Raw genomic sequence first — 25,755 nt, 5'->3', positions numbered from 1 at the left:
AATAAATATGAATCACAAGCAACAACACCTGATACAGGAGCTAAAACTGGGGCTGGTGTAATAGAAACAGTACAACTCATCGTAGCTGTACAACCATTATTATCAACCACAACAGTATATGTTCCAGCTTGATTAACAGATAATGTATTTGTAGTTTCTGGTAAAGTAACCGTCCCTAAAGTCCATGTGTATGTTACATCGGCATCAACAAAATTGATTGGAGTAACCTGTACAGTACCTGATCCATTTTGACAAATACTAAAGTCATTTGTTAATGTAAACTGAGGTGTTAAATCTTGAACTACTAAATTAAAAGTAGTTGTTTGATAACAACCGCTAGTAACATTCTCAATTCTAACAAAAATTGGCTCTAAGTTCTGAATAACATTTGTATAACTATCAGGAGCTAGAATAGGATTTACATCATTTTCTGCATCAGATTGATTTGTATAATATGTAACCGTATAATCTGCTGGATTTAATGCATCTAGAATTGGAACTGAATTTTGAGTTAAATCAAAAGTTGAGTAACCTAGAGAATTACAAGCTATTAAATTATCAGATACTCCTATTGTAAATGGATCATAATACTCTATAGTAATTGAGTCTGTTGCAGCACAAGTTGTACCAGTATATTGAGCAGCTATAGAATATGTCCCTTCTTCCGTTACCACCAAGTTTGGTCCAGTTTCACCAGCTATAGGCCCAGAAGCATTTGACCATTGAAATGTATAATTAGCAGTATTTAAACCACTTACTATAGTGTAAGAATCTCCTACACAAAGGGCATTTCCGTTTGCTTCTAAGAAGTCATTCCCAAGTTCAATGTTACCTACATTAAAACTATTAGCTTCTAAAAACACTCCAGAATCATACGAATTATCACCATTATCAGCAATTACCATTTTGATATGATATAAAGTCAAAGGAACAACTGTAGATTGAGCTGTGAACTCAACTGTTTGACCTTGGAAATTAGTTGCTGCTGTAGCAGGATTAGTCCCGTTAAAAACATCGAAATATTGTGGATTGACTGAAGGACATCCAGCATTAAAAGCATTATCCCTAACGGTAACAACTGAGATAGGTGTTGTTGTTGCAGGAACAAATGCTAAATTAGAAACTGTATTTGTTACTGTATTTGTCAAAATAAAAGCAAAAGAATCTGAAAAAGAACATTGAAAAGTTCCATATTCTTCAGATGCAAACATAAAATTAAAACTTATTTGATCAATCAATGGCACAAAGTCAAATTCAATAACTGATGCATTTCGAGAGTTTAAAGTAACTCCAGAAGCTGCTAAAATTGTTTCCAACTCGGTATCTCCTGTCCAAGCTTGATTTCCATCGCCCATAAGCGAATCATTAGGCCCAGAAACCCTCATTGCATTTCCTGTTGTCATAACAATTCCATTTGAAAAAGGTAAAATACCCGGAGAATTTTCTTGAAAATATGCAATACCATTAGTTGATCCAAAATTATTTGTATTTCCTGTCTTCCACGTTATGTTCGTTACTTGAGCACAAGGGGAGTTAATTAATACATCTGTTACCAATTGTGGAACTGTATATGTTGTATTGTCTAATGTTATAGGTGGAGAACCTATACACAAATCAAAATTAGAAAATTGACCTGTTGTTGCAGTATCTGTATAAACTCTAATTAAATATGTAGTTCCTGGAGTTAAACCAGCAATAGTACCACTATTTGGTAAATTACATGCTACTTGTGTTAAAGAGCCACAAGAAGCACCTGAATAAACCACAAAATTTAAATTAGTATTAGTTCCTGTTATATTATTTAAAGATATAATGTGGGTTGAATTTGCTGCTGTAAATTGAAACCAAACATCATCATCTGCAGTACCTCCACATGTTTTTGGCTCTGGAGAGGCTGTTGCGCTTGTTACCGAACCTGCAACAAATAATGCACAATCGTTAGCTGCATTTACTGGCGCAATGATTGGTGTTGCACAACTATCGTTAGATGGTGTTGGCGGTGGAACACTTACACAAACATTAAATGTTGTAGTTTGTAATAAAGCTGCTGTTGCCGTATAAACTCTAATAAAATATACTTGTCCTGGAATTAATCCAGTTAAATAACTAAAATCTGGATTACTACAGAATACTTGAGTTAAATTTCCACAAGGATTAGTTGTATTAGTAGAAGTGTAAATTACATGATTAAGGTCTAATGTAGAACCTGCTATATTTTGCAAACTAATTGTATGTATTGCTTGAGTTGCAGTAAAAGAAAACCAAACATCATCATCGGCAGAACCTATACATGCGTTTGCTTGAGAAGAAGGTGTCGCACCAACAACTGTTCCTGCTGTGATTTGAGCACACGAACCATCAATATTTACAGGCACTGATGTAGCAGTATCACAATTATCATTTACTGGTGGTGTTGGTGGGGTTATACATGAGGTATTCAGTGTAAATGTTCCTACTGTAGTATTATTAACTCCAAATACATAAATATAGTACAATGTTCCTGGTATTGTTACAACTTGAATTTCAGATTGCAATCCACATGAATTATCATTTCCTGCGACACAAGTAAATGTACCACAACTTCCGGTTAAAACTTGAATTTTTGTATTAAAAGCAGATCCACATAATGAAAAAGTTACAACATCTCCATTACCTGCAAAACTATACCAAACTCCAGGTGAAGTATTTGATGCCGTTCCACAAAAAGCAGTTGACGCTCCTACATTTGTTGAGCCTTGTGTTGTTCCTGCAAATGTACTCCCACAGGTTACAGGTATTGCATTTGCACACAAATTGTTTGGAGCAGGACAAAATGTTTGAGTTAAAGCTGTACTATTTCTAAAGCAGTTTACATCTTGATCATTTTGAAGATTTATAGTAACTGGTGTATTATTTGGAAAAGGACCAAATTGCATTGTTCCAGCCGTTGTTATTGTCTGTGTTGTTGATGCAGGTGTTGTTGTTCCAGAAACTGAAGTTGCAGAACCTAAATTCGTTACATTAGCAGTTACAAAGAAAGTATCTGTTCCGCTAGAACAATTTGAAACCATTGCATATGATGCTGTTAGGTTTGTACAAGTATTTTCAACTATTGTTAATGTATAAGGAACACTTTGATTTGTTGCATTTGTTCCCCATGAAGATATCACAACAAAATAAGTTTGCCCTAATGTTTGGGTAAAAGTTACCGAGTCCTGAGTATTTGTACCATTTCCAGCTGTACTACCTGCAAAACAACTTACGCCTACATTTGCGCAACTGGTATATACAAATAGACCCGACCAAGTTGAATTTGTTGAAGAAGAAATAGTAACTGGATTATTAGAAGTCGCTGTAAATTCATAGAATACATCATCTCCATCTAAATATGGCCCTGTTGTTCCACAACCAGATGAACCTGGACTTCCACTATAATCATCTCCATATCCAGAAGTATTATCGGTAGTAGTATAAGGACCAGTTGAAAGATCTGGAACTATTATTGGTGCGCCACAAGTTTCTCCTAATGAAACAGTACAAAAGTTAAAAGGGCCTATCCATTGACTATTTGTTCCAGAAGTACATTTTGCTTTAACATAAAAATCATAACATGTTCCTTGTGTTAATGTTGTTACTGTATATGGATTAGAAGTAACTAATGTTCCTGTTCCTGTTGGAGTGGCTCCTGTAGCTACAATTTCAACTTCCCATTGAGAAGCACCACTTGGATTGTCCCAACCTAAAGTTGCACCCGTTAATGTTGGGTTAGTTACTGTTTGAACTGTAGGATCTAAACATTGCTCCACGACACTTACATCATCAACAATCCAACGGTCACCATTGTCATTTGTCATTACAAAGGCTACGTATACTGGTTGCCCAACATAAGAAGCTGGAAATTGAACTACTTTTTCTTCACAAATATCATAAACAACATTTAATTCTGTTTCATTCCACGTCTGAATAGTTGTAAATGAAGCCGCATTTGTCTGTGAAGTAGTAGATACTCGAATAGTATAGATACTTCCAAAATTTGCTGCTAGTGTTTGTTTTGTAGAAAAATGTAATTGACCATTAGTTGGTATTGTTACTTGAGGTGTTACCAACCAGTCTTCTGCGAAAGTTCCATCTGTAACATTTTCTCTACTTACATAAGCAGAACGTCCATTACAAGAGTTTGGAGCTGGAATCACTCCCCAAGATTGAGCGGTTCCTATTCCATTATCAAAAACTTTCCAGTTCCCTGAAGTTAATGCCCAGTTTCCTGTAGCTAAGTTTGGTATAGTTGTTCCTTCAAAATCTTCAGTTAGCTGCGAATGGCCAATAAAAGAGAAGAACAACATCACAAAGAGTAAGGTAATTTTTTTCATTATTTATTATTGTTTGGTTTGATTTAGACCCACAAGTTAAGAAATTATTAACAAAATGTAATTAATTAATGGTGTAAATAACAATTTTGAGTGTATATGTTATATTTTTAAATGTGTGTTTATGTACTTAGAATTAATTTTAATAAAAACTTTTATATATTTGACAAGTAATCAATAAGTATACAACTTGAAAACCAAAATATATTTTGCTTCCGACCAACATTTTGGCGCTCCAACTCCTGAATTAAGCTTTCCTAGAGAACAAAAATTTGTAGCATGGCTAGATGAAGTAAAAAAAGATGCTGAAGCTATTTTTTTGTTAGGTGATTTATTTGATTTTTGGTTTGAATATAAAACGGTTGTACCTAAAGGTTTTGTACGTGTTTTAGGGAAATTAGCTGAAATTAGAGACTCAGGAGTTCCAATTTATTTTTTTGTAGGCAATCACGATTTATGGATGCATGATTATTTTGTAAAAGAATTAAATATTCCTGTTTATCATGACAACAAAGAATTCACCTTTAATGGCAAAACTTTTTTAATTGGTCATGGTGACGGAAAAGGTCCAGGAGATAAAGGCTACAAAAGAATGAAACGTGTTTTTACAAATCCTTTTTCTAAATGGATTTTTCGTTGGTTACATCCTGATATTGGTGTAAAATTAGCACAATATCTATCCGTTAAAAACAAGCTAATTTCAGGTGATGAAGATGTGAAATTTTTAGGCGAAGAGAATGAATGGCTAGTACTTTATGCAAAACGAAAGCTAGAAACTAAACATTATGATTACTTCATATTTGGACACAGACATTTACCGATGATTATTGATGTTGGTGAAAATTCTAAATATGCAAATCTTGGAGATTGGATTGGCTATTTTACATATGGCGTTTTTGATGGTGAAAAATTCGAATTGAAGAAATTTGAAAATTAATTCTCATTTTCCAAATCCTCAACATCTTTTTCTAAATCAAGTTTTCTGAAATTTGGCAAGGCAAAACCTGTAAAAGTAACGGTAAGCAAAGTCATAATTCCACCAAAGACTACTGCATTTACTACACCCATTAATTTGGCTGTTAATCCACTTTCAAAAGCCCCTAATTCGTTTGATGAACCTACGAAAATAGAATTCACAGAGGCAACTCTTCCTCGCATGTGATCAGGTGTGTGTAGTTGTAGAATTGTATTTCGAATAACTACGGAAACACCATCAAAAACACCACTTAAGAACATCGCTAAAACGGAAATCCAGAATATTTCAGAAAGACCAAATACGATAATACAAATTCCGAACATAAAAATAGCTCCTAATAATTTGATTCCGGCTTTTCTATTTAGAGAAATATAAGCTGAAAAAAGCATCATTAAAAAAGAACCCAAAGCTGGTGCAGCTCGTAAAACGCCAAAACCCTCTGAACCTACTTTTAATATGTCTTGAGCAAAAATGGGTAACAAAGCCACTGCTCCACCAAATAAAACAGCAATCATATCTAAAGAAATCGCCCCTAAAATTGTTTTATTGGTAAATACAAAATTCAATCCTTCTTTTAAACTTTTGAAGATAGGTTCTCCGATTTTTGGATTTAAAATTGGTTTACTTTCAATTTTCGATAGCATGATCAAAGCCATAATCGAAAAAGCAAAAACCAAACACAAAGACCAATGAACTCCTATAAAACTAATAGAAACACCTGCCAAAGCTGGCCCAAACATGGATGCTAATTGCCATGTAGAACTACTCCAAGTAGCCGCATTTGGGTATACTTTTTTAGGAACAATTAAAGACAATAATGAAAAAATAGTTGGCCCTAAAAAAGAACGCACTAACCCACCTAAAAACACCAAAGCATATACAGTATACAAAACTGTATTTAAGGATAAGTCTTCTGTAAATTGAGGAACAGTTATTAAAAACAAGCCTAAACTCACTACAGAAAAACCAAGAATACATTTGACTAATAATTTCTTCTTTTCACTTTGATCTACAATATGTCCTGCAAATAAAGCCATTGAAACAGCAGGAATAATTTCCATTAAACCTATAATTCCTAATGATAATGGATCTTTTGTAAGACTATAAACTTCCCATTCTATGATAACAAATTGCATTGACCATGCAAAAACCATTGCAAATCGCATTAAAAGAAAAAAATTAAACTCTTTATATCGTAAAGCCGCGTAAGGATCTTTTTTTGCCATAATATTTTCAGCGAAAGCTGAAATCTTTTCAATTAATTATCAACTCTTAAATCTCGTAATCTTAATTGCAAACTCACATTTCCATTCCATTCATTTTCTTCTATGGAATACACTACATCAAATGGATTGAAGTTTTTTGTTAGTTCTAATTTATTTCCAATTCCAAAGCCGATTGCTCCTATTCCTTCTGAATCTTTATGTTTCAAAAACAAACGCAAATGTTCGTCTACTTTACCCATTGGCTTTCCGTGACCTGAATCCATAACATTTTTAGTTAAGAAAATAGGATGCATATTTTGCGGACCAAAAGGTTCAAACTGGTCTAAAATGCGTACAAATTTCGGATTAATTTCTGAAAAATCAATCTCAGCGTCAATAGAAATTTCAGGAATTAACAAATCAGGATGAATGGTTTCTTTAACTGTTTTTTCAAAAGCATTCTTGAAATTTTCATAATTTTCTTCCTTCATAGTCATTCCTGCAGCATACATATGACCTCCAAATTGTTCTAAATGTTCTGAACAAGCTTCTAAGGCATTATATACATCAAAATCTTTAACCGAACGAGCTGAAGCCGCTAATTTATCGCCACTTTTTGTAAATACAATAGTTGGTCTATAATGTTTTTCAATCAATCTTGAAGCTACAATTCCAATGACTCCTTTGTGCCAATCTTCTTGATAAACTACGGATGAAAATCGATTTTCTTCTTGATTATTTTCTATTTGAAGTAAGGCTTCTTTTGTAATTTGTTGGTCTAAACCTCTTCTATCGGTGTTAAATTCTTCAATTTCTGACGCAAATTCTGTGGCTTGTTCTAAATTAAATTCTGTTAATAATTGAACTGCGTAATTTCCGTGTTTGATTCTTCCTGCAGCGTTAATTCTGGGTGCAACTACAAAAACAACATCCGTAATGGTTAGACTTTTCTTTTTTATGTTTTGAACCAACGCTTGAATTCCAGGTCTTGGATTTGAATTGATAATTTCCATTCCAAATTTAGCCAAAACACGATTTTCACCAGTCATTGGAACAATATCAGCAGCAATGGCTGTCGCTACTAAATCCAAATAAGGCAAAAAATGCTCAATAGTTTGATTTCTGTTTTGACCTAAAGCTTGAATTAATTTAAATCCCACTCCACAACCACATAATTCGTCATAAGGATACGAACAATCTTCTCGTTTTGGGTCTAAAACTGCGATTGCCTTTGGTAAAGTGTCTCCAGGTCTGTGATGGTCTCCAATGATAAAATCGATTCCTTTTTTATTGGCATAATCGATATGATCGATGGATTTTATTCCACAATCTAAAGCAATGATTAGAGTAATTCCGTTGTCTTCTGCGTAATCAATTCCTTTGTAGGATATTCCGTAACCTTCATCATATCTATCTGGAATATATGTATCAATATTTGGATAAATAGTTTTCAAATAACTAGAAACTAAAGAAACCGCAGTTGTTCCATCGACATCATAATCTCCAAAAACTAAAATATTTTCTTCGTTTTTGATGGCGTTTTCAATTCGATTTACAGCCAAATCCATATCTTTCATTAAATAAGGATCGTGTAAATCTTCTAAAGAAGGTCGGAAAAAAGTTTTGGCTTGTTCAAAGGTTTCGATACCTCTTTGTACTAATAAAGTCGCAATTATTTCATCGACTTGAAGTTCATTTTGCAGTTGTTGAACTTTTTGTTTTTCTGGCTTAGATTTTAAATTCCATCTCATTTTAGATAATTTAGAAGTTAGAATTCTGAATTTAGAATTCAGTTGTTATGGCGTATATAATTGAAATGCAAATGTATAAATAATTTCAACTCAAAAACTAATTATTTTTTTTCTTGAAGAGCATCATTCTCAAATTGAATGCCATCCCAACCAAATTTGATGAAATTTCTAATGTTTTGATGGTCTTCTTCATTTGGAGTATCAACTACCTTTTGATAATGTTCTCCGAATAAAAATAAGGTTTCAGCAACTTTTAATTCATTTAATTTCGCAAATGAAAACACTTTGCAAGAACCGTTATTTGTGTTTGCTTCATTTGTAACATTTCCGTTTGTGAATTTTGTGGGTGTAAAATTATAAGATGCATCAATGGTTTCTAAAACGTCTGAAAAAATTAGAATTTCAGGTTGTTTTACTTTATCTATTAACTCTAAAACTGTCATTATTTATATTTTATGAAACATTGTTTTTACCTCAACTTTTGCAAACTTTCTGAACATTTCTAGCACACCACAGTATTTTTCAACAGATAAATCTACGGCTCTATTTAAGCGTTCTTCATTTAAGTTTGAACCATAAAAATGATACTCAATGATTACTTCATCATATACTTTAGGATCTTCTTCGGTTAAATTTGCTATAGTTTCAATTTTGAAATCGTCTACTTCTAATTTCATTTTTCCAATTAATGAAGCGACATCTAAACCTGAACAACCCGCTAAAGAGGATAGCATTAAGGCTTTAGGTCTAAAACCTGGTCCTTCGCCTCCATTTTCTTCACCAGCGTTAATTAATAAGGTTTCTCCACTAGGGTTTGTGGATTCGAATTGCATTTTTCCTTTCCAGGTTGTAGTTGTATTGTGTGTTGACATATTGTTGTTTAAAATTTATTATCAAGCTATTGAACATTCTTTACATTGTATACTAAATATTTTTGGAAGCCATAAAATTATGTTTAACCCAAATAAAAATAAGAAATAAACTACTTCATTCCGTTTGTTTCTTAAAAATAAAACTATTGAAACTAAACAAAAAAATAAAGCAAGAAAAAGCAATGCAATAGCAAAATAATCAGCGTTAGCTGTATGTTTATTTACTGATTTTTGAATATAATCAACAATAACAAAATAAATAAAACTATTAATGATTATTAAACTAAAAACTAGAATACTTGTTTTCTTAAAACTCACTATCCTTTAGTTTTCACTAACCCACCAACAACCACAACAATTTCTCCTTTTGCAGGTTTGATTTCAAAATGTTTTAGCACTTCTTCGGCTGATCCTCTAACGGTTTCTTCGTGTAATTTTGATAATTCACGCGAAACAGAAACAGGTCTATCTGCTCCAAAATACTGCACAAAATCAGTTAATGTTTTATTCAATTTATGAGGCGAAACGTAGAAAATCATAGTTCTGACTTCGTTTTCTAAAGTTAAAAAACGCGTTTGTCTTCCTTTTTTATCGGGTAAAAAACCTTCAAAAACGAATTTATCATTAGGTAAACCACTATTTACCAAAGCTGGTACAAAAGCCGTTGCTCCAGGTAAACATTCCACTTCAATTTTATGTTCTACACAAGCTCTCGTTAATAAAAATCCAGGATCGGAAATGGCTGGTGTTCCTGCATCACTAATTAAAGCAATATTTTCTCCAGCTTCTAAACGTTTAATGATATTTTCAACGGTTTTGTGTTCGTTGTGCATGTGATGACTGTGCATGTGAGTAGCAATTTCGAAATGCTTCATCAATTTTCCACTAGTACGCGTGTCTTCGGCTAAAATTAAATCGACTTCTCTTAAAACTCTAATGGCTCTAAAAGTCATGTCTTCAAGGTTTCCAATTGGTGTTGGCACAAGGAATAATTTTCCCATTTTTATTCTTTATTCGATTTAAGATTCGTTTTTTTCCAAAAGAAGTATGATAAAGCAAGTAAAATCAAAGCTACTAAAGCCGTTCCTTCTCCACCATCTTTTATCATGTAATGCGCAAAAAAAGCTAAAACAACTTCAAAGAAAAAAGCTGAATAAGTCCATTCTTTTAGCGTTTTATTAAAATTTGCAAGTAACGTTATTACACCAAGTATTTTTAAAATGGCTAATGGGTAAATTAAATAGCTTGGATACCCTAAGGTTTCGAAAAAACCTTTGACCATTTCATATTTTGTAAAATACATTGTTGCAGAATACAACATTATGAAACAAAAAAGAGACGTAAAAACCCAATTTGCAATTTTTATATATTTATTCATTAATTGAATTTTTTCTCAATAATCTCTAAGAAGCGAGTTTCATATTCTTCTTGACCTTCCCAGTTTTTATAGTCTGGTTTTACGAAATCAGTAATAAACGAACTTGCTTCATCAAAAGAATCAAAAGTGTTTAATTGAGAAATTACTCTATTAAAGTCATCTGTACTTCCTCCAAATAATTTTTTCTCGAAAGCTATTCTGTCGTTTAATCCAAAACTAATTCCATTAGTCAATCTATCGTTTAATGATTTTGATTTAAATTCTTGATTTTCTATTGTTTTAGTAGCGCCAAAACTAAATTCTTCTTTCTTTTCGGGAATTGGTAATTCGTTAGCTCTTTCGAAAATCATTTCAGCGGCTTTCTCTACTTCTTCTTTTTTTGTTTCTAGAACTTCTTCTTTTTTGTCAAAAATTAAATCAGCTGCTTGCTCTACTTCTTTTGGAGTGTCTTCTACTCTAACAAATTCAGGATCCTTGTAAGATTCGCCTAATAAATCTTCAAAAGCAATTTGTTGTGATTGAGTAGGTTTGTTTTCAACTTTTTTACCAGTCATTTCGGCAATAATTCTATTGATATCCTCTGCCGTTGCTTCTTCATCACCTTTAGATTTTAAAACTATTGGTTCTTCAACAATTGTTTCAACTACGATTTCTTCTTCTAAAGAAACCTCTTCTGCTACTATAACTTGTTCTTCAATTTCAACTGGAGTAACTGATTCAACAATTCTTTCTTCTTCAACAATTAGATCTTCTTTTACATTAGGTTGAGCTACCTCAGCTACTTTTTCTTCTAAATCGGTAGTTTCAACCGCAGCAACAATTGCCATTTGTTCTAGTTTTTCTTCTAATTGTTGTGGAGAAATGTCGTTTTTTAAGGTTTCGAAATTTTCTTCATAAAAACGTAAAACCGTTAATTGTTCATATAATTTTTTGGCTTCTCGTTGTAAAAGCACAGTTTCCGAACGGTTTTTAAGTTTTAAAACTCGGTGTGCGATGCTTATTAATTCGCCTTCTAGCTTTTTCTTCATAACTTTATAGAATAGAATAGAGTTTATAGATGATTTTTTTGATAAATTTGTTTCTGATTACAAAAATAAAAGAATTTAGTATTAATCGTCCGAAATATACAAAATGTTTCTCGAAAACACCGTAAATCAACAAGAACAATTTGGCTGGATAGAAGTAATTTGTGGCTCTATGTTCTCTGGCAAAACAGAAGAACTAATTAGACGCCTCAAAAGAGCTCAGTTTGCCAAACAAAAAGTTGAAATTTTTAAGCCCGCAATAGACACACGTTATCACGAAGAAATGGTTGTTTCTCATGATTCAAACGAGATTCGCTCTACACCAGTTCCTGCTGCCGAAAACATTAGAATTTTGGCACAAGGTTGCGATGTTGTAGGTATTGATGAAGCCCAATTTTTTGACGATGAAATTATAGCAATTTGTAATGATTTAGCCAATTCTGGAATAAGAGTTATTGTTGCTGGATTAGACATGGATTTTAAAGGAAATCCTTTTGGACCAATGCCTGCTTTAATGGCAACAGCCGAATATGTAACAAAAGTTCACGCCGTTTGTACGCGTACAGGAAATTTGGCTAACTACAGTTTTAGAAAATCCGAAAATGACAAATTAGTTATGCTTGGTGAAACTGAAGAATACGAACCTTTGAGCAGAGCCGCATTTTATAAAGCTATGAAAGAAAACAAAGAAAATCATTAATTTGACTTTTACACTCCAAAATATTATATCAAATATTGAAGTTAAATTCAATACTCCATTTGAAGATTTTTCAGTTGAAAATATTTCTATTGATAGTCGTTCCTTGCAAAATAATCAGGGAACACTTTTTTTTGCTTTAAAAGGTAATAATCATGATGCTCATCAATATATTGAAGGTCTAATTACAAAAGGTGTAAGCAATTTTGTTGTTGAAAGAATTCCAGAAAATGTAAAAGACAAGGCACACTTTTTTGTGGTTGATAATTCTTTAAAGGCATTACAAGAAACAGCTGTGTTTTATAGAAATCAATTTGATTTTCCTTTTATTGGAATAACAGGTAGCAACGGAAAAACAATTGTAAAAGAATGGCTAAACTTTTTATTGACTCAAGACTATACCATTGTTAGAAGTCCGAAAAGTTATAATTCTCAAGTTGGTGTTCCTTTATCTATTTTCGGCATCAATGAAAATCATAATTTAGGCATTTTTGAAGCTGGAATTTCGACCACAAATGAAATGCAAAAGCTCCAAAGAATTATTCAACCTAAAATTGGAATTTTTACACATCTAGGAATAGCTCATGATGAAGGATTTTCTTCAGAAATTGAAAAAATTGAAGAAAAAATAAAATTATTTAGTAATTCTGAAATTGTCATTCTTCAAAAGAATGCTTTAATTGAGTCTTTACTTAAAGTAAAAACCTTAAGCTGGAGTTTTACAGATAAAAATGCAACCGTTTTTGCTGAAATAATAACTACTGAAAATGGATCATCAATTTTCGATATTCATTATAATTCATATGTATTTAAAATAAAAATACCTTTCGTTGATAAAGCTTCTGTTTCAAACTCAATGAGTTGTATTTGCACTATGCTATATCTTGAATATAATACTAAAACTATTGCTGAGCGAATTGAAAATCTTTATCCGTTAGAATTGCGTTTACAGGTTAAAAAGGGTATAAATAATTGCTCTTTAATTGACGATTCCTATTCATCAGATTATCAGTCTTTAAAACTAGCCTTAGATTTTTTAGAACAACAAAAATTACATCAAAAAAAGACCTTAATATTATCCGATATTTTTCAAAGCGGTTTGCCCTTAAATGAATTGTATGAAAAAATTACCAAACTCATTCAAAACAACAAAATAGACAGACTAATTACTATTGGTGATACAATTGGAAGTTATCTAAAAGACATTCAAAATATTATTTCCTTTTCAACTACTCAAGAATTTTTACAACAGTTTAATATTAATTCGTTTGTAAATGAAACCATTTTAGTAAAAGGTTCTCGAAATTTTGATTTTGAAGAAATCGTAGTCATTTTAGAAGAAAAAAATCACGAAACAGTTCTTGAAATTAATTTAGATGCAATTAGTTATAACCTCAACTTTTATAAATCAAAACTTAAATCTGAAACCAAAGTAATGGTCATGGTAAAGGCTTTTGGTTATGGAAATGGTGGTTATGAAATTGCAAAACTTTTAGAACATCACAAAGTAGATTACTTAGGAGTAGCCTTTGCTGATGAAGGAATAGAATTAAGAAAAGCTGGAATTACTGTTCCAATTATGGTATTGAATCCAGAAAACAGTAGTTTTAATGCAATGATTGCTTATGACTTAGAACCTGAAATTTATTCAATTACAGGATTAAATGCATTTTTAAAAATTGCACAAAGAAGAAATATTTCATCTTATCCTATTCATTTAAAAATTGATACAGGAATGCATCGATTGGGGTTTGAACCCAATGAATTTGAACGATTAAAAGCCATTATAAAGAATAATAATTTTATTCATATACAAAGTGTTTTTACACATTTAGCCGCAAGTGATGATTTAGAATTAAAAGACTTTACTATAAATCAAATTAACTTGTTTTCTAAAGCGTATGAAAATTTAATCAAAGTCTTAAATCACAAACCAATTCGCCATATTTTAAATACTTCAGGAATTTTTAATTACTCAAGTTATCAAATGGAAATGGTAAGACTTGGAATTGGCCTATATGGCGTTGGAAATTCTGATGAAGAAAGTAAAAAACTACTCAATGTAAGTACTTTAAAAAGTATTATTTCTCAAATTCATATTATTGAAAAAGGAGAAAGTGTTGGTTATTCTCGAAAATTTATAGCACAAAGAAAAACTAAAGTTGCCACAATTCCTATAGGCTATGCAGATGGAATAAGACGTTTATGGGGAAATGAAAAAGGATATGTAATGATAAATAATGAAAAAGCAGTCATTATAGGTAACATTTGCATGGACATGTTAATGGTTGATGTAACAGAAATTTCCTGTATTCCTGGTGATAAAGTTATTATTTTTGGAGACAAACCAAGCGTAATTGAGATAGCCGAGATGTCATTCACCATACCATATGAGGTTTTCGTCGGTATTTCGCAAAGAGTGAAGCGTGTTTTTTATAAAAACTAAAAAAAATGTTAAAATTTTTAATATATTCGTGATCAGATTTTTAACCAAAACTAATTTAAAATTTAAAACATTATGTTAAAAGAATTTAAAAATTTCATCATGACAGGAAACGTAATTGAGTTTGCTGTTGCCCTAATTATGGCTGGTGCTATAAATGGTGTTGTAAAAGGATTTGTAGACGATATTGTTATGCCAATTGTAGGATATTTTACTGGTGGAGTTGACTTTGCCGATAAAAAAATAATCCTAACAGAAGGAATTGCAGCAAGTGAAGGTATAGCTGAAGTTACTGAAGTTGCCATTCGTTATGGTGCTTGGGTAAACACAATTGTTAACTTAATCATAGTTGGATTTATAATGTTTATATTAATTAAAGGATACAACAAAATGAAAAAACCTGCTGTAGTAGAAGCTCCTGCACCTGCTGGACCAACTCAGGAAGAATTATTAGCTGAAATTAGAGATTTATTGAAAAAATAAATCCTAAAAATAATTTATATTTAAACCCTGAATTTATTTCAGGGTTTTTTTATGTTTAAAAATGACATTTTATAAAATTTTGTGAAATTCTTAAATTGAATATTAACTGATTATTAAATTAACTACTTTTGCACTACTTAAATTTATAGTATAATGAAAATAGCTGTAGTTGGTGCAACCGGAATGGTTGGAGAAGTAATGTTACAAGTTTTAGCAGAACGAAATTTTCCTATAACGGAATTAATTCCTGTTGCTTCTGAGAAATCTGTGGGAAAACAAATTGAATATAAAGGAAAAAAATATTCGGTAGTTGGTTTACAAACTGCTGTTGAAATGCGTCCAGATATTGCTTTATTTTCAGCTGGTGGAGAAACTTCATTAGCTTGGGCACCTAAATTTGCTGAAGTTGGCACAACAGTAATTGATAATTCTTCTGCTTGGAGAATGGATCAAACCAAAAAATTAGTTGTACCTGAGATTAATGCCTCATCATTGACTAAAGAAGATAAAATTATTGCAAATCCTAATTGTTCTACTATTCAAATGGTATTGACATTAGCTCCATTACATGATAAATATAAAATTAAACGTGTTATTGTTTCAACTTACCAATCTATAACTGGAACTGGTGTAAAAGCAGTTGAACAATTAGAAAACGAATATGCTGGTACGAAAGGTGAAATGGCTTATAAATACCAAATTCACAGAAATGCAATTCCTCAATGTGATGTTTTTGAAGAAAACGGATACACTAAAGAAGAAATGAAATTAGTTCGTGAAACTCAAAAAATATTAAACGACAAAACTATTGCTGTTACTGCAACTGCTGTTCGTGTACCAATCGTTGGAGGACATAGTGAAGCTGTAAATGTTGAGTTTGAAAATGATTTTGACGTAAGTGAAATTCGTAAAATTTTACACAATACTGCGGGAATAACTGTTCAAGACAATTTAGATACTTTTACTTATCCAATGCCTTTATATGCACAAGGAAAAGATGATGTTTTTGTAGGTAGAATTCGTAGAGATGAAAGCCAACCAAACACTTTAAACATGTGGATTGTTGCTGATAATTTAAGAAAAGGTGCTGCAACAAACACAATACAAATTGCTGAATATTTAGTAGCTAATAAATTAGTATAATCTTTTGAAGAAAAAAATTGCAATAGTAAACTTAGGTTTGATGTTAGCGGTGGTTTTTGCCATTTGCTATCAATCTTTGCATGCTTTTTCTCATATTCATGAAAACGGTTTTGAACATCATTATTCAAAATCTAATAAGAATTTAGTTTATAAAATTTCTGAGACAGAAGACTGTTCAGTTTGTGATTTCACTTTCGCTAGTTTTCTTTCTCCAGAAGTTTTTTCGTTTGATTTCATTCCTTTTTACCAAAACGTTACTTACTTATTTTCAATTCCAGAAAATGTAATTGCGTTTAATGGTATTCACTACTTTTTAAGAGGACCACCGAGTTTTATTTAATACATATTTTTTTTAGCCACTGATCCACTAATTATTTTTGGATTAGTTTACAATGTATATTGACTTTCACTTTTTTTTGAATTTACTCATTAATGATAAATTTAAAATCTGTGAATCTGTGGCTAGAACTCCTATTATTTATTATTTTATAATCATTCAAATTACTTTTGTGTTATGATTTAAATATCACAATACAAACACTTATTTATCATTTAAAAACTCATTATGAAACATTTATATATACTATTATTTACATTTTTATCAACTATAGCTTTCAGTCAAAACAATATTAAAGGAAACATTAAAGCTGAAGACAAATCCAATCTTGAGAACGTTACGATTCAAATCATTGGAACCAACTTATACACCCAATCAGACGAAAATGGAAACTTTGAATTAAAAGATATTCCAAAAGGAAAAATTGAATTAGCCTTCTATTTAATAAGCTATGAACAAAAAGTTGTTACTCAAACTATAACTCAACAAGAAACTTATTTAACAATACTATTAAAAGAAAAAGAACAGCATTTAGACGAAGTTGTAGTTTCTTCAATTTTCAATAAAACACAAGCACAAACGGTAATGAAGGTTGAACATAAAACTACAGAAGAAATGCAAAAAAACGGGGCTTCTTCATTGGTTGATGGCTTAACCACAATTCCCGGAATTTCAAATATTTCAACTGGAAATTCTATTGGAAAGCCTGTAATTCGTGGTTTGAGCAGCAGTCGCGTTCTGGTTTACACACAAGGAATTCGATTAGAAAATCAACAATTTGGAGAAGAACATGGTTTAGGCTTAAATGCAAACGGAATTGAAAGTGTGGAAGTAATTAAAGGTCCAGCATCTTTATTATATGGATCAGACGCTATTGGTGGAGTTATCTATTTTAATCCTGAAAAATTTGCTTCATTTGGAGAAACAAAAGCAAATATTGCTCAACAATTTTATTCCAATACGAATGGAACATCAACTTCTTTTGGAATTAAAACTTCACCAAGCAATTGGAAATTTTTAGCTAGAGGAAATTACACTTCACATGAAGATTATAAAATTCCTTCTGGTGATAAAGTTGTAAATACTCGTTCTATTGAAAAAGATTTTAAAACCGGAATTGGTTATTCAAATTCTGATTTTTCTACAGATTTTCGATACAATTACAACAATTTAAATTTGGGTTTACCCGAAGAAGATTTGACTAATGAAGGAAACCGAAATCCATTATATCCAAAACAAGAAATTGACAATCATATCTTGAGTTTAAACCAAAAAGTCTATTTCAAAAATTCTAAATTAGAAGCTGATTTAGGCTATAGTTATAATAACAGAAAGGAATTAGAAGCTGCTGATGAAATAGCGCTTTACATGAAGTTAAAAACAGCTAATTACAATGTAAAATATTATTTACCTAAAATTACAAACATTGAAACTATTGTTGGAGTTCAAGGAATGCATCAAAACAATGAAAATTTTGGAGAAGAATTATTAATTCCGAATGCAACTACAAATGACATTGGTGCTTTTGCGACTTTTAATTATGAAAAAAATCAACATGCTTTAATTGCTGGATTTCGTTTTGATAACCGAAAAATAGAAACAGAAACTCATGGTGAAGTTGGAGAAGAAGGTTATTTTGAAGCTATTGATAAAAAATTCCAAAGTTTCAACGCTGCTTTAGGATACAAAACAGATTGGACAACAGAATTTACCTCAAGAATTAATGTAGCTTCTGGATTTAGAGCTCCAAATTTATCTGAATTAACTTCAAATGGTGTTCATGAAGGTAGTAATCGATATGAAATTGGAAATTCTAACTTAAAAAACGAACAAAATTTTCAAGTTGATTTAAATTTAGAATACAAAAGCGAACATTTTGAAGTTTTTACCAATGGTTTTTATAATCACATCAATAATTATATTTTCATTTCTCCAACAGGTGAAGTTTTAGAAGACAATTTTGTGTTTGATTATGTACAAAGCAACGCCTATTTATTTGGTGGTGAAGCTGGAATCCACTTTCATCCACACCCATTTGATTGGTTGCATTTTACAAGTAGTTTTGAGTCAGTTACAGGTAAACAGAGTAATGACGCCTATTTACCTTTAATTCCAGCAAACCAATGGAAAAACAATATTAGAGGTGAGTTCGACATAAAAAACTGGCTAACGAAAGGCTTTGCTTCACTTCAAGTCAATCATGCGTTAGCACAAAACAATATAAGTTCTTTTGAAACAAATACTAATGATTATACTTTAGTAAATCTGGGTTTTGGTGGAACAATAAAACTAGGAAAATCTACAATTGATCTTACATTAAATGCAAATAATTTATTAGACAAAGCCTACATCAATCATTTGTCAAGATTAAAAGCTGACGGCATTCCAAATATAGGTAGAAACATATTATTTGGAATGAATTTCAAGATTTAACAAAGCTTTAATAATCAATTTGTTAAATTTGTAGAACAACTAACCAATACTAACAAGTATCTTATAAAAAAGATGCTGAACTAAATTCAGTATAAATGAAAAAAACAATAACCTTGGCCCTTGTAGCACTATCAGTTTTATCGTGTAAACAAGAGCCTAAAGCAGAACCAGAGTTAGATATGACCGTAAATTATCCAGAAACCAAAAAAGTAGACTCAGTAGATGTTTATTTTGGTGATTCAATTCAAGATCCTTATCGTTGGTTAGAAGATGATAATAGCGAAGAAACAAAAGCTTGGGTAAAAGCTCAGAACGAAGTCACTTTTGGATATTTGGACAAAATTCCATTCAGAAAACAAATTAAAGAACGTTTGGAGAAATTATGGAATTACGAAAAAATTTCTGCTCCATTTAAAGAAGGTGATTACACGTATTTCTACAAAAATGATGGCTTACAAAATCAATCCGTTTTATATAGAAAAGACAAAAATGGCAAAGAAGAGGTCTTCCTAGATCCAAATACATTCTCTAAAGACGGAACAACTTCTTTAGGTGGAATTAACTTCTCAAAAGACGGGTCTTTAGTAGCCTATGCTATTTCAGAAGGTGGAAGCGATTGGCGAAAAGTAATTGTTTTAAATGCAGTTACAAAAGAAGTTATTGGTGAAACAATTGTTGATGTAAAATTCAGTGGAATTTCTTGGTATAAAAACGAAGGTTTCTATTACTCTAGTTATGACAAACCAAAAGGAAGTGAACTTTCTGCAAAAACAGACCAACACAAATTATATTTTCACAAATTGAATACTTCTCAAAAAGAAGATAAAGTGATTTTTGGATTAAATGAAAAAAGAAGATATGTTGGTGGTTATGTAACTTATGATGAAAATTATTTGATTATTTCGGCTTCAACATCAACATCTGGAAACGAATTGTACTATAAAGATTTATCGAATCCAACTTCTAAAATCATAAACATTGTTAATAATTTTGATAGCGACAATGGTGTTGTAGATAATGTAGGAACAAAATTTTATGTATCAACAAATTACAATGCTCCAAACAAACGAGTGGTAACCTTTGATTTAGCCAATCCAAAAATGGAAAATTGGGTTGATTTTATTCCAGAAACAGAAAATGTTCTTTCAGTTTCAACTGGTGGAGGTTATATTTTTGCTGATTATATTAAAGATGCTGTTTCGTTCATCAAACAATATGATTATAACGGAAAACTTGTAAGGGATATCAAATTACCTGGCATAGGTTCTGCTGGAGGATTTGATGGTAAAAAAGAAGAAACAACCTTGTATTATTCGTTTACAAATTACACAACTCCTGGAACGATTTATTCTTATGATCCAAAAGCTGGAACTTCTAAAGTATATGAAAAACCAAAAGTAGATTTTAAATCAGAAGATTATGAATCAAAGCAAGTTTTTTACACTTCAAAAGATGGTACAAAAATTCCAATGATTATTACCTATAAGAAAGGAACTGAATTGAATGGTAAAAATCCAACTATCTTATATGCTTATGGTGGTTTTAATATTAGTTTGACACCAAGTTTTAGTATTGCTAATGCTGTTTGGATGGAAAATGGTGGAGTTTATGCTGTCGCAAATTTACGTGGTGGTGGAGAATATGGTAAAAAATGGCATGATGCAGGAACACAAATGAAAAAGCAAAATGTATTTGATGATTTTATTGCTGCTGCTGAATTTTTAATCAAAGAAAAATATACCTCATCTGATTATTTAGCCATAAAAGGTGGTTCTAATGGTGGATTATTAGTTGGTGCAACTATGACACAAAGACCCGATTTAATGAAAGTAGCTTTGCCTGCTGTTGGAGTAATGGATATGTTGCGTTATCATACGTTTACAGCTGGAGCTGGATGGGCTTATGATTATGGAACTGCTGAAGATTCTAAAGAAATGCTTAACTACTTGAAAGGCTATTCTCCAGTTCATAATGTGAAAGCAGGTACAAAATATCCAGCAACTATGGTAACAACTGGTGATCATGATGACCGAGTTGTTCCTGCACACAGTTTCAAGTTTGCAGCAGAGTTACAAGCTAAACAAACAGGGCCAAATCCAACCTTAATTCGTATTGATGTAAATGCTGGCCACGGTGCCGGAAAATCGACTGAAGCTATTATTAATGAGCAAGTAGACATTCAAGCGTTTACTTTATACAATATGGGTGTTAGAGCATTGAAAAAATAATTTATTTAAAAAGAAGACCTAACAGGTTTTAAAAACCTGTTAGGTCTAAAATAAAAAATCCCGTTTAGTTATAAGCTAAGCGGGATTTTTATATTTTCAGGTAAAAGATTAAAACCTATTATCACCATCTATCATTCTGCCTAAACCCCCAAGCAAACTTCCTTCTCCTCTATCCTTTCCGCCCATTTGTGGTGCTGATTGGATAATTCTATCCGCTAACCTGCTAAAAGGTAACGATTGAATATAAACTACTCCAGGACCACGAAGAGTTGCAAAGAAAACTCCTTCTCCACCGAAAATGGTGTTTTTGATTCCTCCTACAAATTCAATATCATATTCTACATCTTTGGTAAATCCAACAATGCAACCTGTGTCTACTTTTAAAACTTCACCAGCTTGTAATTCTCTTCTTGCTAAAGTTCCACCTGCGTGAACAAATGCCATTCCGTCTCCTTCTAATTTTTGCATGATGAAACCTTCTCCACCAAATAAACCTCTTCCTAGTTTTCTAGAAAAATCTATTCCGACAGAAACTCCTTTTGCTGCACAAAGAAAAGCGTCTTTTTGGCAAACGAATTTTCCACCATATTTATTTAAATCAATAGGTACAATTTTTCCGGGATAAGGTGAGGCAAATGAAACTTTCTTCTTTCCGTGTTCAATGTTTTGGTAAGCTGTCATAAATAGACTTTCACCCGTTAAAACACGTTTTCCAGCTGATAGTAGTTTTCCAAAGATTCCACCTTCTTGTTTACTTCCGTCTCCGAAGATGGTTTCCATTTTGATTCCGCTATCCATCATCATAAAACTACCTGCTTCAGCTACTACAACTTCACTAGGATCTAGTTCTATTTCTACATATTGCATTTCTTCTCCATAAATATGGTAATCAATTTCGTGTGCTTGCATATCTAATAAGTTTTTGTTTATTTGTCGAATTAGATTAAAAAATGTTACGTTCAAACTTTTAAAACAAAAAAAGGAGCTAAAATTTAGCTCCTTTTTAATATATATTTATAACAACTATGGTTGTTTAATAATTTTTTTGATAGTAAAATTATTATCAGCATTTTGAATTTTTATTAAATAAACACCATCAGTATATGAAGAAAAATCAAGCTTTACTTCTACTTCTTTAGTGTCAAAAGATCTTAATAATTTACCATTGTAAGCATAAATTTCAATAGTGTTTAATGCTGTTGTTAATCCTGAAATTGTTAATTGTGAAATTACTGGATTAGGGTAAGCAATAATATTTAATTCAGAGAAATCAACAGTTGCGTTTGATAATGTACATGAAGTACCGTTATTGTTATAATTTGCATTATAAATGTCGGTTAAAGATCCATTATCTATTGAATTACGGAAATCACCACCAGACATACCTGGTTGAGAAGAATTTGGGTCTGTACTATTTACAAATAATCGTAATCCATCAACACATGCTCCTGAAGGAGGAAGAAAAGAAAAAACCAGTATTTCTTGATTAGCTACTAAATTTGTTTGTTGACCATTTGACGAAACTCCATGATAATCAACACTTGGTGAAACTGTTGGTGCATATACTTTAGAATTGTCACCCCAAGATCCTCCAGCAAAAGCGGTAATCAATAAAGACTGATCAGGAAAACTTGCAGGAACAACTATTGAAATTTGAGAAGGTCCCCAAGTAAAATTATTTTGAGTAAAATTAGGCTTTGCAAAAACTTCGTAACGAGAATTTGAAACACTATATTTTATTGTTAAATCTATTTGTTGTTGAGCAAAAAGAAATTGCATAACAAATAATGCAGAAAAAAGGAGCGTTTTTTTCATTAATATTTTATTTTGTCGGTTAATAAACAAATGTATTAAAAAAATTGTGTGAAATTCTTTTTTAAGGCACAAACCAGACCATTAACGTATTATGCCGACAAAGTGCTTAATAATCTAAAGAAACATAGCCAATGTATTTACTAATCTTAGCTTTTCTTCGATTGATATAGTTAGAAGAATTTACAGGTTTAAACTTTCTTGGATTGGGTAAAATAACAGCAATTCCTGCTGCTTCTATTCTTGATAAATTTTTAGCCTCTTTATGGTACCAATGTTTAGAAGCCGCTTGAGCACCATAAACACCATCACCCATTTCAATACTATTTAAATATACTTCCATGATGCGTTCTTTACTCCAAAATAACTCAATCAATACGGTGTAATAAGCTTCTAAACCCTTTCGTAAGTAACTTCTACCTTGCCAAAGAAATACATTTTTTGCTGTTTGTTGCGAAATGGTACTTCCTCCTTTTATTTTTTTTCCTTTTTCATTATTATCCATAGCTTTTTCAATGGCTGTAAAATCGAAACCACTATGTGTTAAGAAATTTCCGTCTTCACTAGCAATAACTGCTTTTTGTAGATTGGGAGAAATTTCTTCAATAGGTACCCAATCGTGGCTTGAACGCATTTCTTTGCCTTCCATTTTTTGTTCAATAGCTCTAATTGCCATTAAGGGTGTAAATGGAACTGGTACAAATTTGAAAAGCAATACCAAAAACAGACTGATGATATTAAACCACAGAAAGGTTTTCCAAATAATTCGTTTTATTTTTTTGAACATATAATTATATTAAATCCGCTAACTCTTTACCTATTAAACTTCCAATTGCAACTCCCATTCCTCCTAATCGAACACCACAGTAAACATTATTTGAAAGTTGTTCTACAATAGGTTTTTTATGATTTCCAACACCCATAATTCCGCTCCAACGATGTTCAATTTCAAAAGATTGATTGGGCAAAATTACATCTTTTAATAATTGCTCCAACTTATTTTGTATAGTTTCTGTTTGACACAATTCCGTTGTGGTTTCTTCTTCAAAAGCAAGGTTTCTTCCACCACCAAATAATATTCTATTTCCTACATTTCTAAAATAATAATAACCTTGATCTAAATGAAATGTTCCTTTTATATCTAAATTTTCAATAGGTTTTGTAATTAATACTTGAGCTCTTGCCGGTTTTACTTGGTTATTTGTTAGTTGGGAAGCAAATCCATTTGTAGCGAAGAGTAATTTGTTTGTTTTAAAAGATATTTCATTCGTCACAACTTCTACAAATGAATTATTTTCTACGAATGAAATAACATTTTGTTGATTCAAGATTAAAATATCATTGGAAATAACTTCTTTTAATAAAGCTTGCATCATGTTTCCTGTATCAATTTGTCCTTCAAAGGGATTGAAAATAAGGTGTTCGAAAATCCCTTTAAAATTAAATCGATCCATTTCTTTAGCAAAAACATCTGATTTAAAAATGGGTTTTAAAATATCGTTAACAAAAGGTAATTGTTGCAGACATTGATTGTAAAAGACTTCATCTTCTTTCAAAAACAATTCATAACCACCGTAAGGTTTGTAGTCGATTACCTCATCACCCAAACGTTTACGAAGTAATTGCAAACCATTAACTCGTTTTTGAACTAACTGAATAACTTCTTCTTCTGAATGTGTTTTTAAATCATCTATAATTTCTGAAATACTTCCAAAACAAGCAAAACCTGCATTTTTTGTACTTGCTCCTTGAGGTAAAATTCCTTTTTCCAAAATTAGAATTTTGGCTTTTGGAAATTTCTCTCTTAATTCTAAAGCACAATGCAAACCTACAATTCCACTTCCCACGATTGTGAAATCGACATTAGAGAACCAGTTTTTTAATTCCCAATAACTTAGTTTCATTTAGTTTTTGATTTAAGAATTGAAAAATTAAAAGATTATTCTTCTGTTTTTTTCTTTTTGGCTTTTATAGCTTTCATTACTAATGGAAAAGTAGTAACAGCAATAAGAATAAGAATGATTTTTTCTATATGTTCTTTTAAATCTATACCAAATTCAGTTAAAAACATGGCATATAAATAATGTCCAGCAAAGACTAAAATAAATGACCAAAGTAATGAACTTAGCACATTATAAAACATGAATCTCTTTTTTTCCATATGAACAATTCCGGCAATAATAGGAACAAATGTTCTTATAATTGGTAGAAAACGTGCAAATATTATAGCTTTTCCACCGTGTTTTTCAAAAAATTCTTGAGATTGATATAGGTACTTTTTTTTGAAAAAGAAACTATCTTCTTTAGCATATAAAAACTGACCACTTCTTGAACCAAACCAATAGCCAAAAATATTTCCTAAAGTAGCCGCAGCAGCAATTAATAATGCCAAAATCGTTACATTAGAAAAATCACTTGGAATATAAAAAAAAGTTTCTACTAACTCTCTACTATAAATTCCGGATAAAAACAACAAACTATCACCTGGTAAAAAGAAACCTGCAAACAAACCTGTTTCGGCAAAAACAATAAACAAAACCATGTAAATTCCAATAGGTACGCCACCAACTTCCATAGTGATATAGAATTCAGGATTAAATAGTTTAGTCCAATGAAAATCGTTCAT

At 31.5% G+C, this 25,755-nt stretch carries 21 protein-coding genes; 8 read left to right on the top strand and 13 right to left on the bottom strand.

Translation table 11 applies throughout. From position 1 onward, the window contains the following. Nucleotides 1-4,349 (bottom strand): choice-of-anchor L domain-containing protein (locus tag AAC008_RS08980; RefSeq protein WP_339888869.1); only part of this gene is annotated, 4,349 nt, incomplete at its 3' end. 187 nt (nt 4,350-4,536) lie between these two features. On the opposite strand from AAC008_RS08980, the gene AAC008_RS08975 reads away from it, so the two are divergent. Further along, entirely contained in the window at nt 4,537-5,283 is a 747-nt protein-coding gene (locus AAC008_RS08975; RefSeq protein WP_339888867.1) for a UDP-2,3-diacylglucosamine diphosphatase, read from the top strand. On the opposite strand, the gene AAC008_RS08970 is transcribed toward AAC008_RS08975, so the two are convergent. From AAC008_RS08970 to AAC008_RS08940, 7 genes are all read right to left on the bottom strand, one after another. Beyond that, complete coding sequence (locus AAC008_RS08970) at nt 5,280-6,548, bottom strand: MFS transporter (RefSeq protein ID WP_339888866.1); 1,269 nt, start codon at nt 6,546-6,548, stop codon at nt 5,280-5,282. The genes AAC008_RS08975 and AAC008_RS08970 overlap by 4 nt on opposite strands. 32 nt (nt 6,549-6,580) lie before the next feature. Continuing rightward, entirely contained in the window at nt 6,581-8,278 is a 1,698-nt protein-coding gene (gene recJ, locus AAC008_RS08965) for a single-stranded-DNA-specific exonuclease RecJ (protein ID WP_339888865.1), read from the bottom strand. Between the two features lie 101 nt (nt 8,279-8,379). Continuing rightward, complete coding sequence (locus AAC008_RS08960; protein WP_339888864.1) at nt 8,380-8,721, bottom strand: HopJ type III effector protein; 342 nt, start codon at nt 8,719-8,721, stop codon at nt 8,380-8,382. Between the two features lie 3 nt (nt 8,722-8,724). Then, the gene (locus AAC008_RS08955) at nt 8,725-9,150 is read right to left on the bottom strand and encodes an OsmC family protein (RefSeq protein ID WP_339888862.1); all 426 of its coding nucleotides are present in this window, start codon (nt 9,148-9,150) and stop codon (nt 8,725-8,727) included. A gap of 317 nt (nt 9,151-9,467) precedes the next feature. Beyond that, a complete protein-coding gene (rsmI, locus tag AAC008_RS08950) occupies nt 9,468-10,151 on the bottom strand; it encodes a 16S rRNA (cytidine(1402)-2'-O)-methyltransferase (protein ID WP_339888860.1) in 684 nt (227 codons plus the stop codon). Nucleotides 10,152-10,153: 2 nt separating this feature from the next. Further along, nucleotides 10,154-10,528, bottom strand: coding sequence for a DoxX family protein (locus AAC008_RS08945; protein WP_339888858.1), 375 nt, complete (start codon nt 10,526-10,528; stop codon nt 10,154-10,156). Further along, a complete protein-coding gene (locus AAC008_RS08940; protein ID WP_339888856.1) occupies nt 10,528-11,556 on the bottom strand; it encodes a hypothetical protein in 1,029 nt (342 codons plus the stop codon). The genes AAC008_RS08945 and AAC008_RS08940 overlap by 1 nt, the downstream gene beginning before the upstream one ends. A 103-nt stretch (nt 11,557-11,659) precedes the next feature. On the opposite strand from AAC008_RS08940, the gene AAC008_RS08935 reads away from it, so the two are divergent. From AAC008_RS08935 to AAC008_RS08905, 7 genes are all read left to right on the top strand, one after another. Beyond that, complete coding sequence (locus tag AAC008_RS08935; protein ID WP_339888855.1) at nt 11,660-12,253, top strand: thymidine kinase; 594 nt, start codon at nt 11,660-11,662, stop codon at nt 12,251-12,253. A gap of 1 nt (nt 12,254) precedes the next feature. Further along, nucleotides 12,255-14,696, top strand: a complete 2,442-nt coding sequence (locus tag AAC008_RS08930; RefSeq protein WP_339888854.1) for a bifunctional UDP-N-acetylmuramoyl-tripeptide:D-alanyl-D-alanine ligase/alanine racemase — start codon at nt 12,255-12,257, stop codon at nt 14,694-14,696. A 72-nt stretch (nt 14,697-14,768) separates the two neighbouring features. Continuing rightward, entirely contained in the window at nt 14,769-15,176 is a 408-nt protein-coding gene (mscL, locus tag AAC008_RS08925) for a large conductance mechanosensitive channel protein MscL (protein WP_339888853.1), read from the top strand. Between the two features lie 153 nt (nt 15,177-15,329). Then, entirely contained in the window at nt 15,330-16,319 is a 990-nt protein-coding gene (locus AAC008_RS08920) for an aspartate-semialdehyde dehydrogenase (protein ID WP_339888852.1), read from the top strand. Between the two features lie 4 nt (nt 16,320-16,323). After that, the gene (locus AAC008_RS08915) at nt 16,324-16,659 is read left to right on the top strand and encodes a hypothetical protein (protein WP_339888850.1); all 336 of its coding nucleotides are present in this window, start codon (nt 16,324-16,326) and stop codon (nt 16,657-16,659) included. Nucleotides 16,660-16,884: 225 nt separating this feature from the next. Beyond that, the gene (locus tag AAC008_RS08910) at nt 16,885-19,089 is read left to right on the top strand and encodes a TonB-dependent receptor (RefSeq protein ID WP_339888849.1); all 2,205 of its coding nucleotides are present in this window, start codon (nt 16,885-16,887) and stop codon (nt 19,087-19,089) included. Nucleotides 19,090-19,184: 95 nt separating this feature from the next. Continuing rightward, on the top strand, nt 19,185-21,317 hold the full coding sequence (locus tag AAC008_RS08905; protein WP_339888847.1) for a prolyl oligopeptidase family serine peptidase: 2,133 nt from the start codon (nt 19,185-19,187) through the stop codon (nt 21,315-21,317). Between the two features lie 108 nt (nt 21,318-21,425). On the opposite strand, the gene AAC008_RS08900 is transcribed toward AAC008_RS08905, so the two are convergent. The 5 genes from AAC008_RS08900 to AAC008_RS08880 all read right to left on the bottom strand — a co-directional run bounded on the left by AAC008_RS08900 (nt 21,426) and on the right by AAC008_RS08880 (nt 25,755). Continuing rightward, nucleotides 21,426-22,226, bottom strand: a complete 801-nt coding sequence (locus AAC008_RS08900; RefSeq protein WP_339888845.1) for a TIGR00266 family protein — start codon at nt 22,224-22,226, stop codon at nt 21,426-21,428. 114 nt (nt 22,227-22,340) lie between these two features. Next, nucleotides 22,341-23,132 (bottom strand): T9SS type A sorting domain-containing protein, encoded by a 792-nt coding sequence (locus AAC008_RS08895; protein ID WP_339888844.1) that lies wholly within the window; start codon nt 23,130-23,132, stop codon nt 22,341-22,343. Between the two features lie 106 nt (nt 23,133-23,238). Next, nucleotides 23,239-23,916 (bottom strand): monofunctional biosynthetic peptidoglycan transglycosylase, encoded by a 678-nt coding sequence (gene mtgA / locus AAC008_RS08890; protein WP_339888842.1) that lies wholly within the window; start codon nt 23,914-23,916, stop codon nt 23,239-23,241. Nucleotides 23,917-23,920: 4 nt separating this feature from the next. Beyond that, nucleotides 23,921-25,033, bottom strand: a complete 1,113-nt coding sequence (locus AAC008_RS08885; protein ID WP_339888841.1) for an FAD-dependent oxidoreductase — start codon at nt 25,031-25,033, stop codon at nt 23,921-23,923. A 35-nt stretch (nt 25,034-25,068) separates the two neighbouring features. Then, nucleotides 25,069-25,755, bottom strand: coding sequence for a VTT domain-containing protein (locus tag AAC008_RS08880; protein ID WP_339888839.1), 687 nt, complete (start codon nt 25,753-25,755; stop codon nt 25,069-25,071).

Origin of the sequence: uncultured Flavobacterium sp., from assembly GCF_963975515.1 — a bacterium.
In the GTDB taxonomy this organism is placed as follows: Bacteria; Bacteroidota; Bacteroidia; order Flavobacteriales; family Flavobacteriaceae; genus Flavobacterium.
Note: the sequence above shows the minus strand (reverse complement) of the source record. Positions and strands in the feature narration are given on the sequence as shown.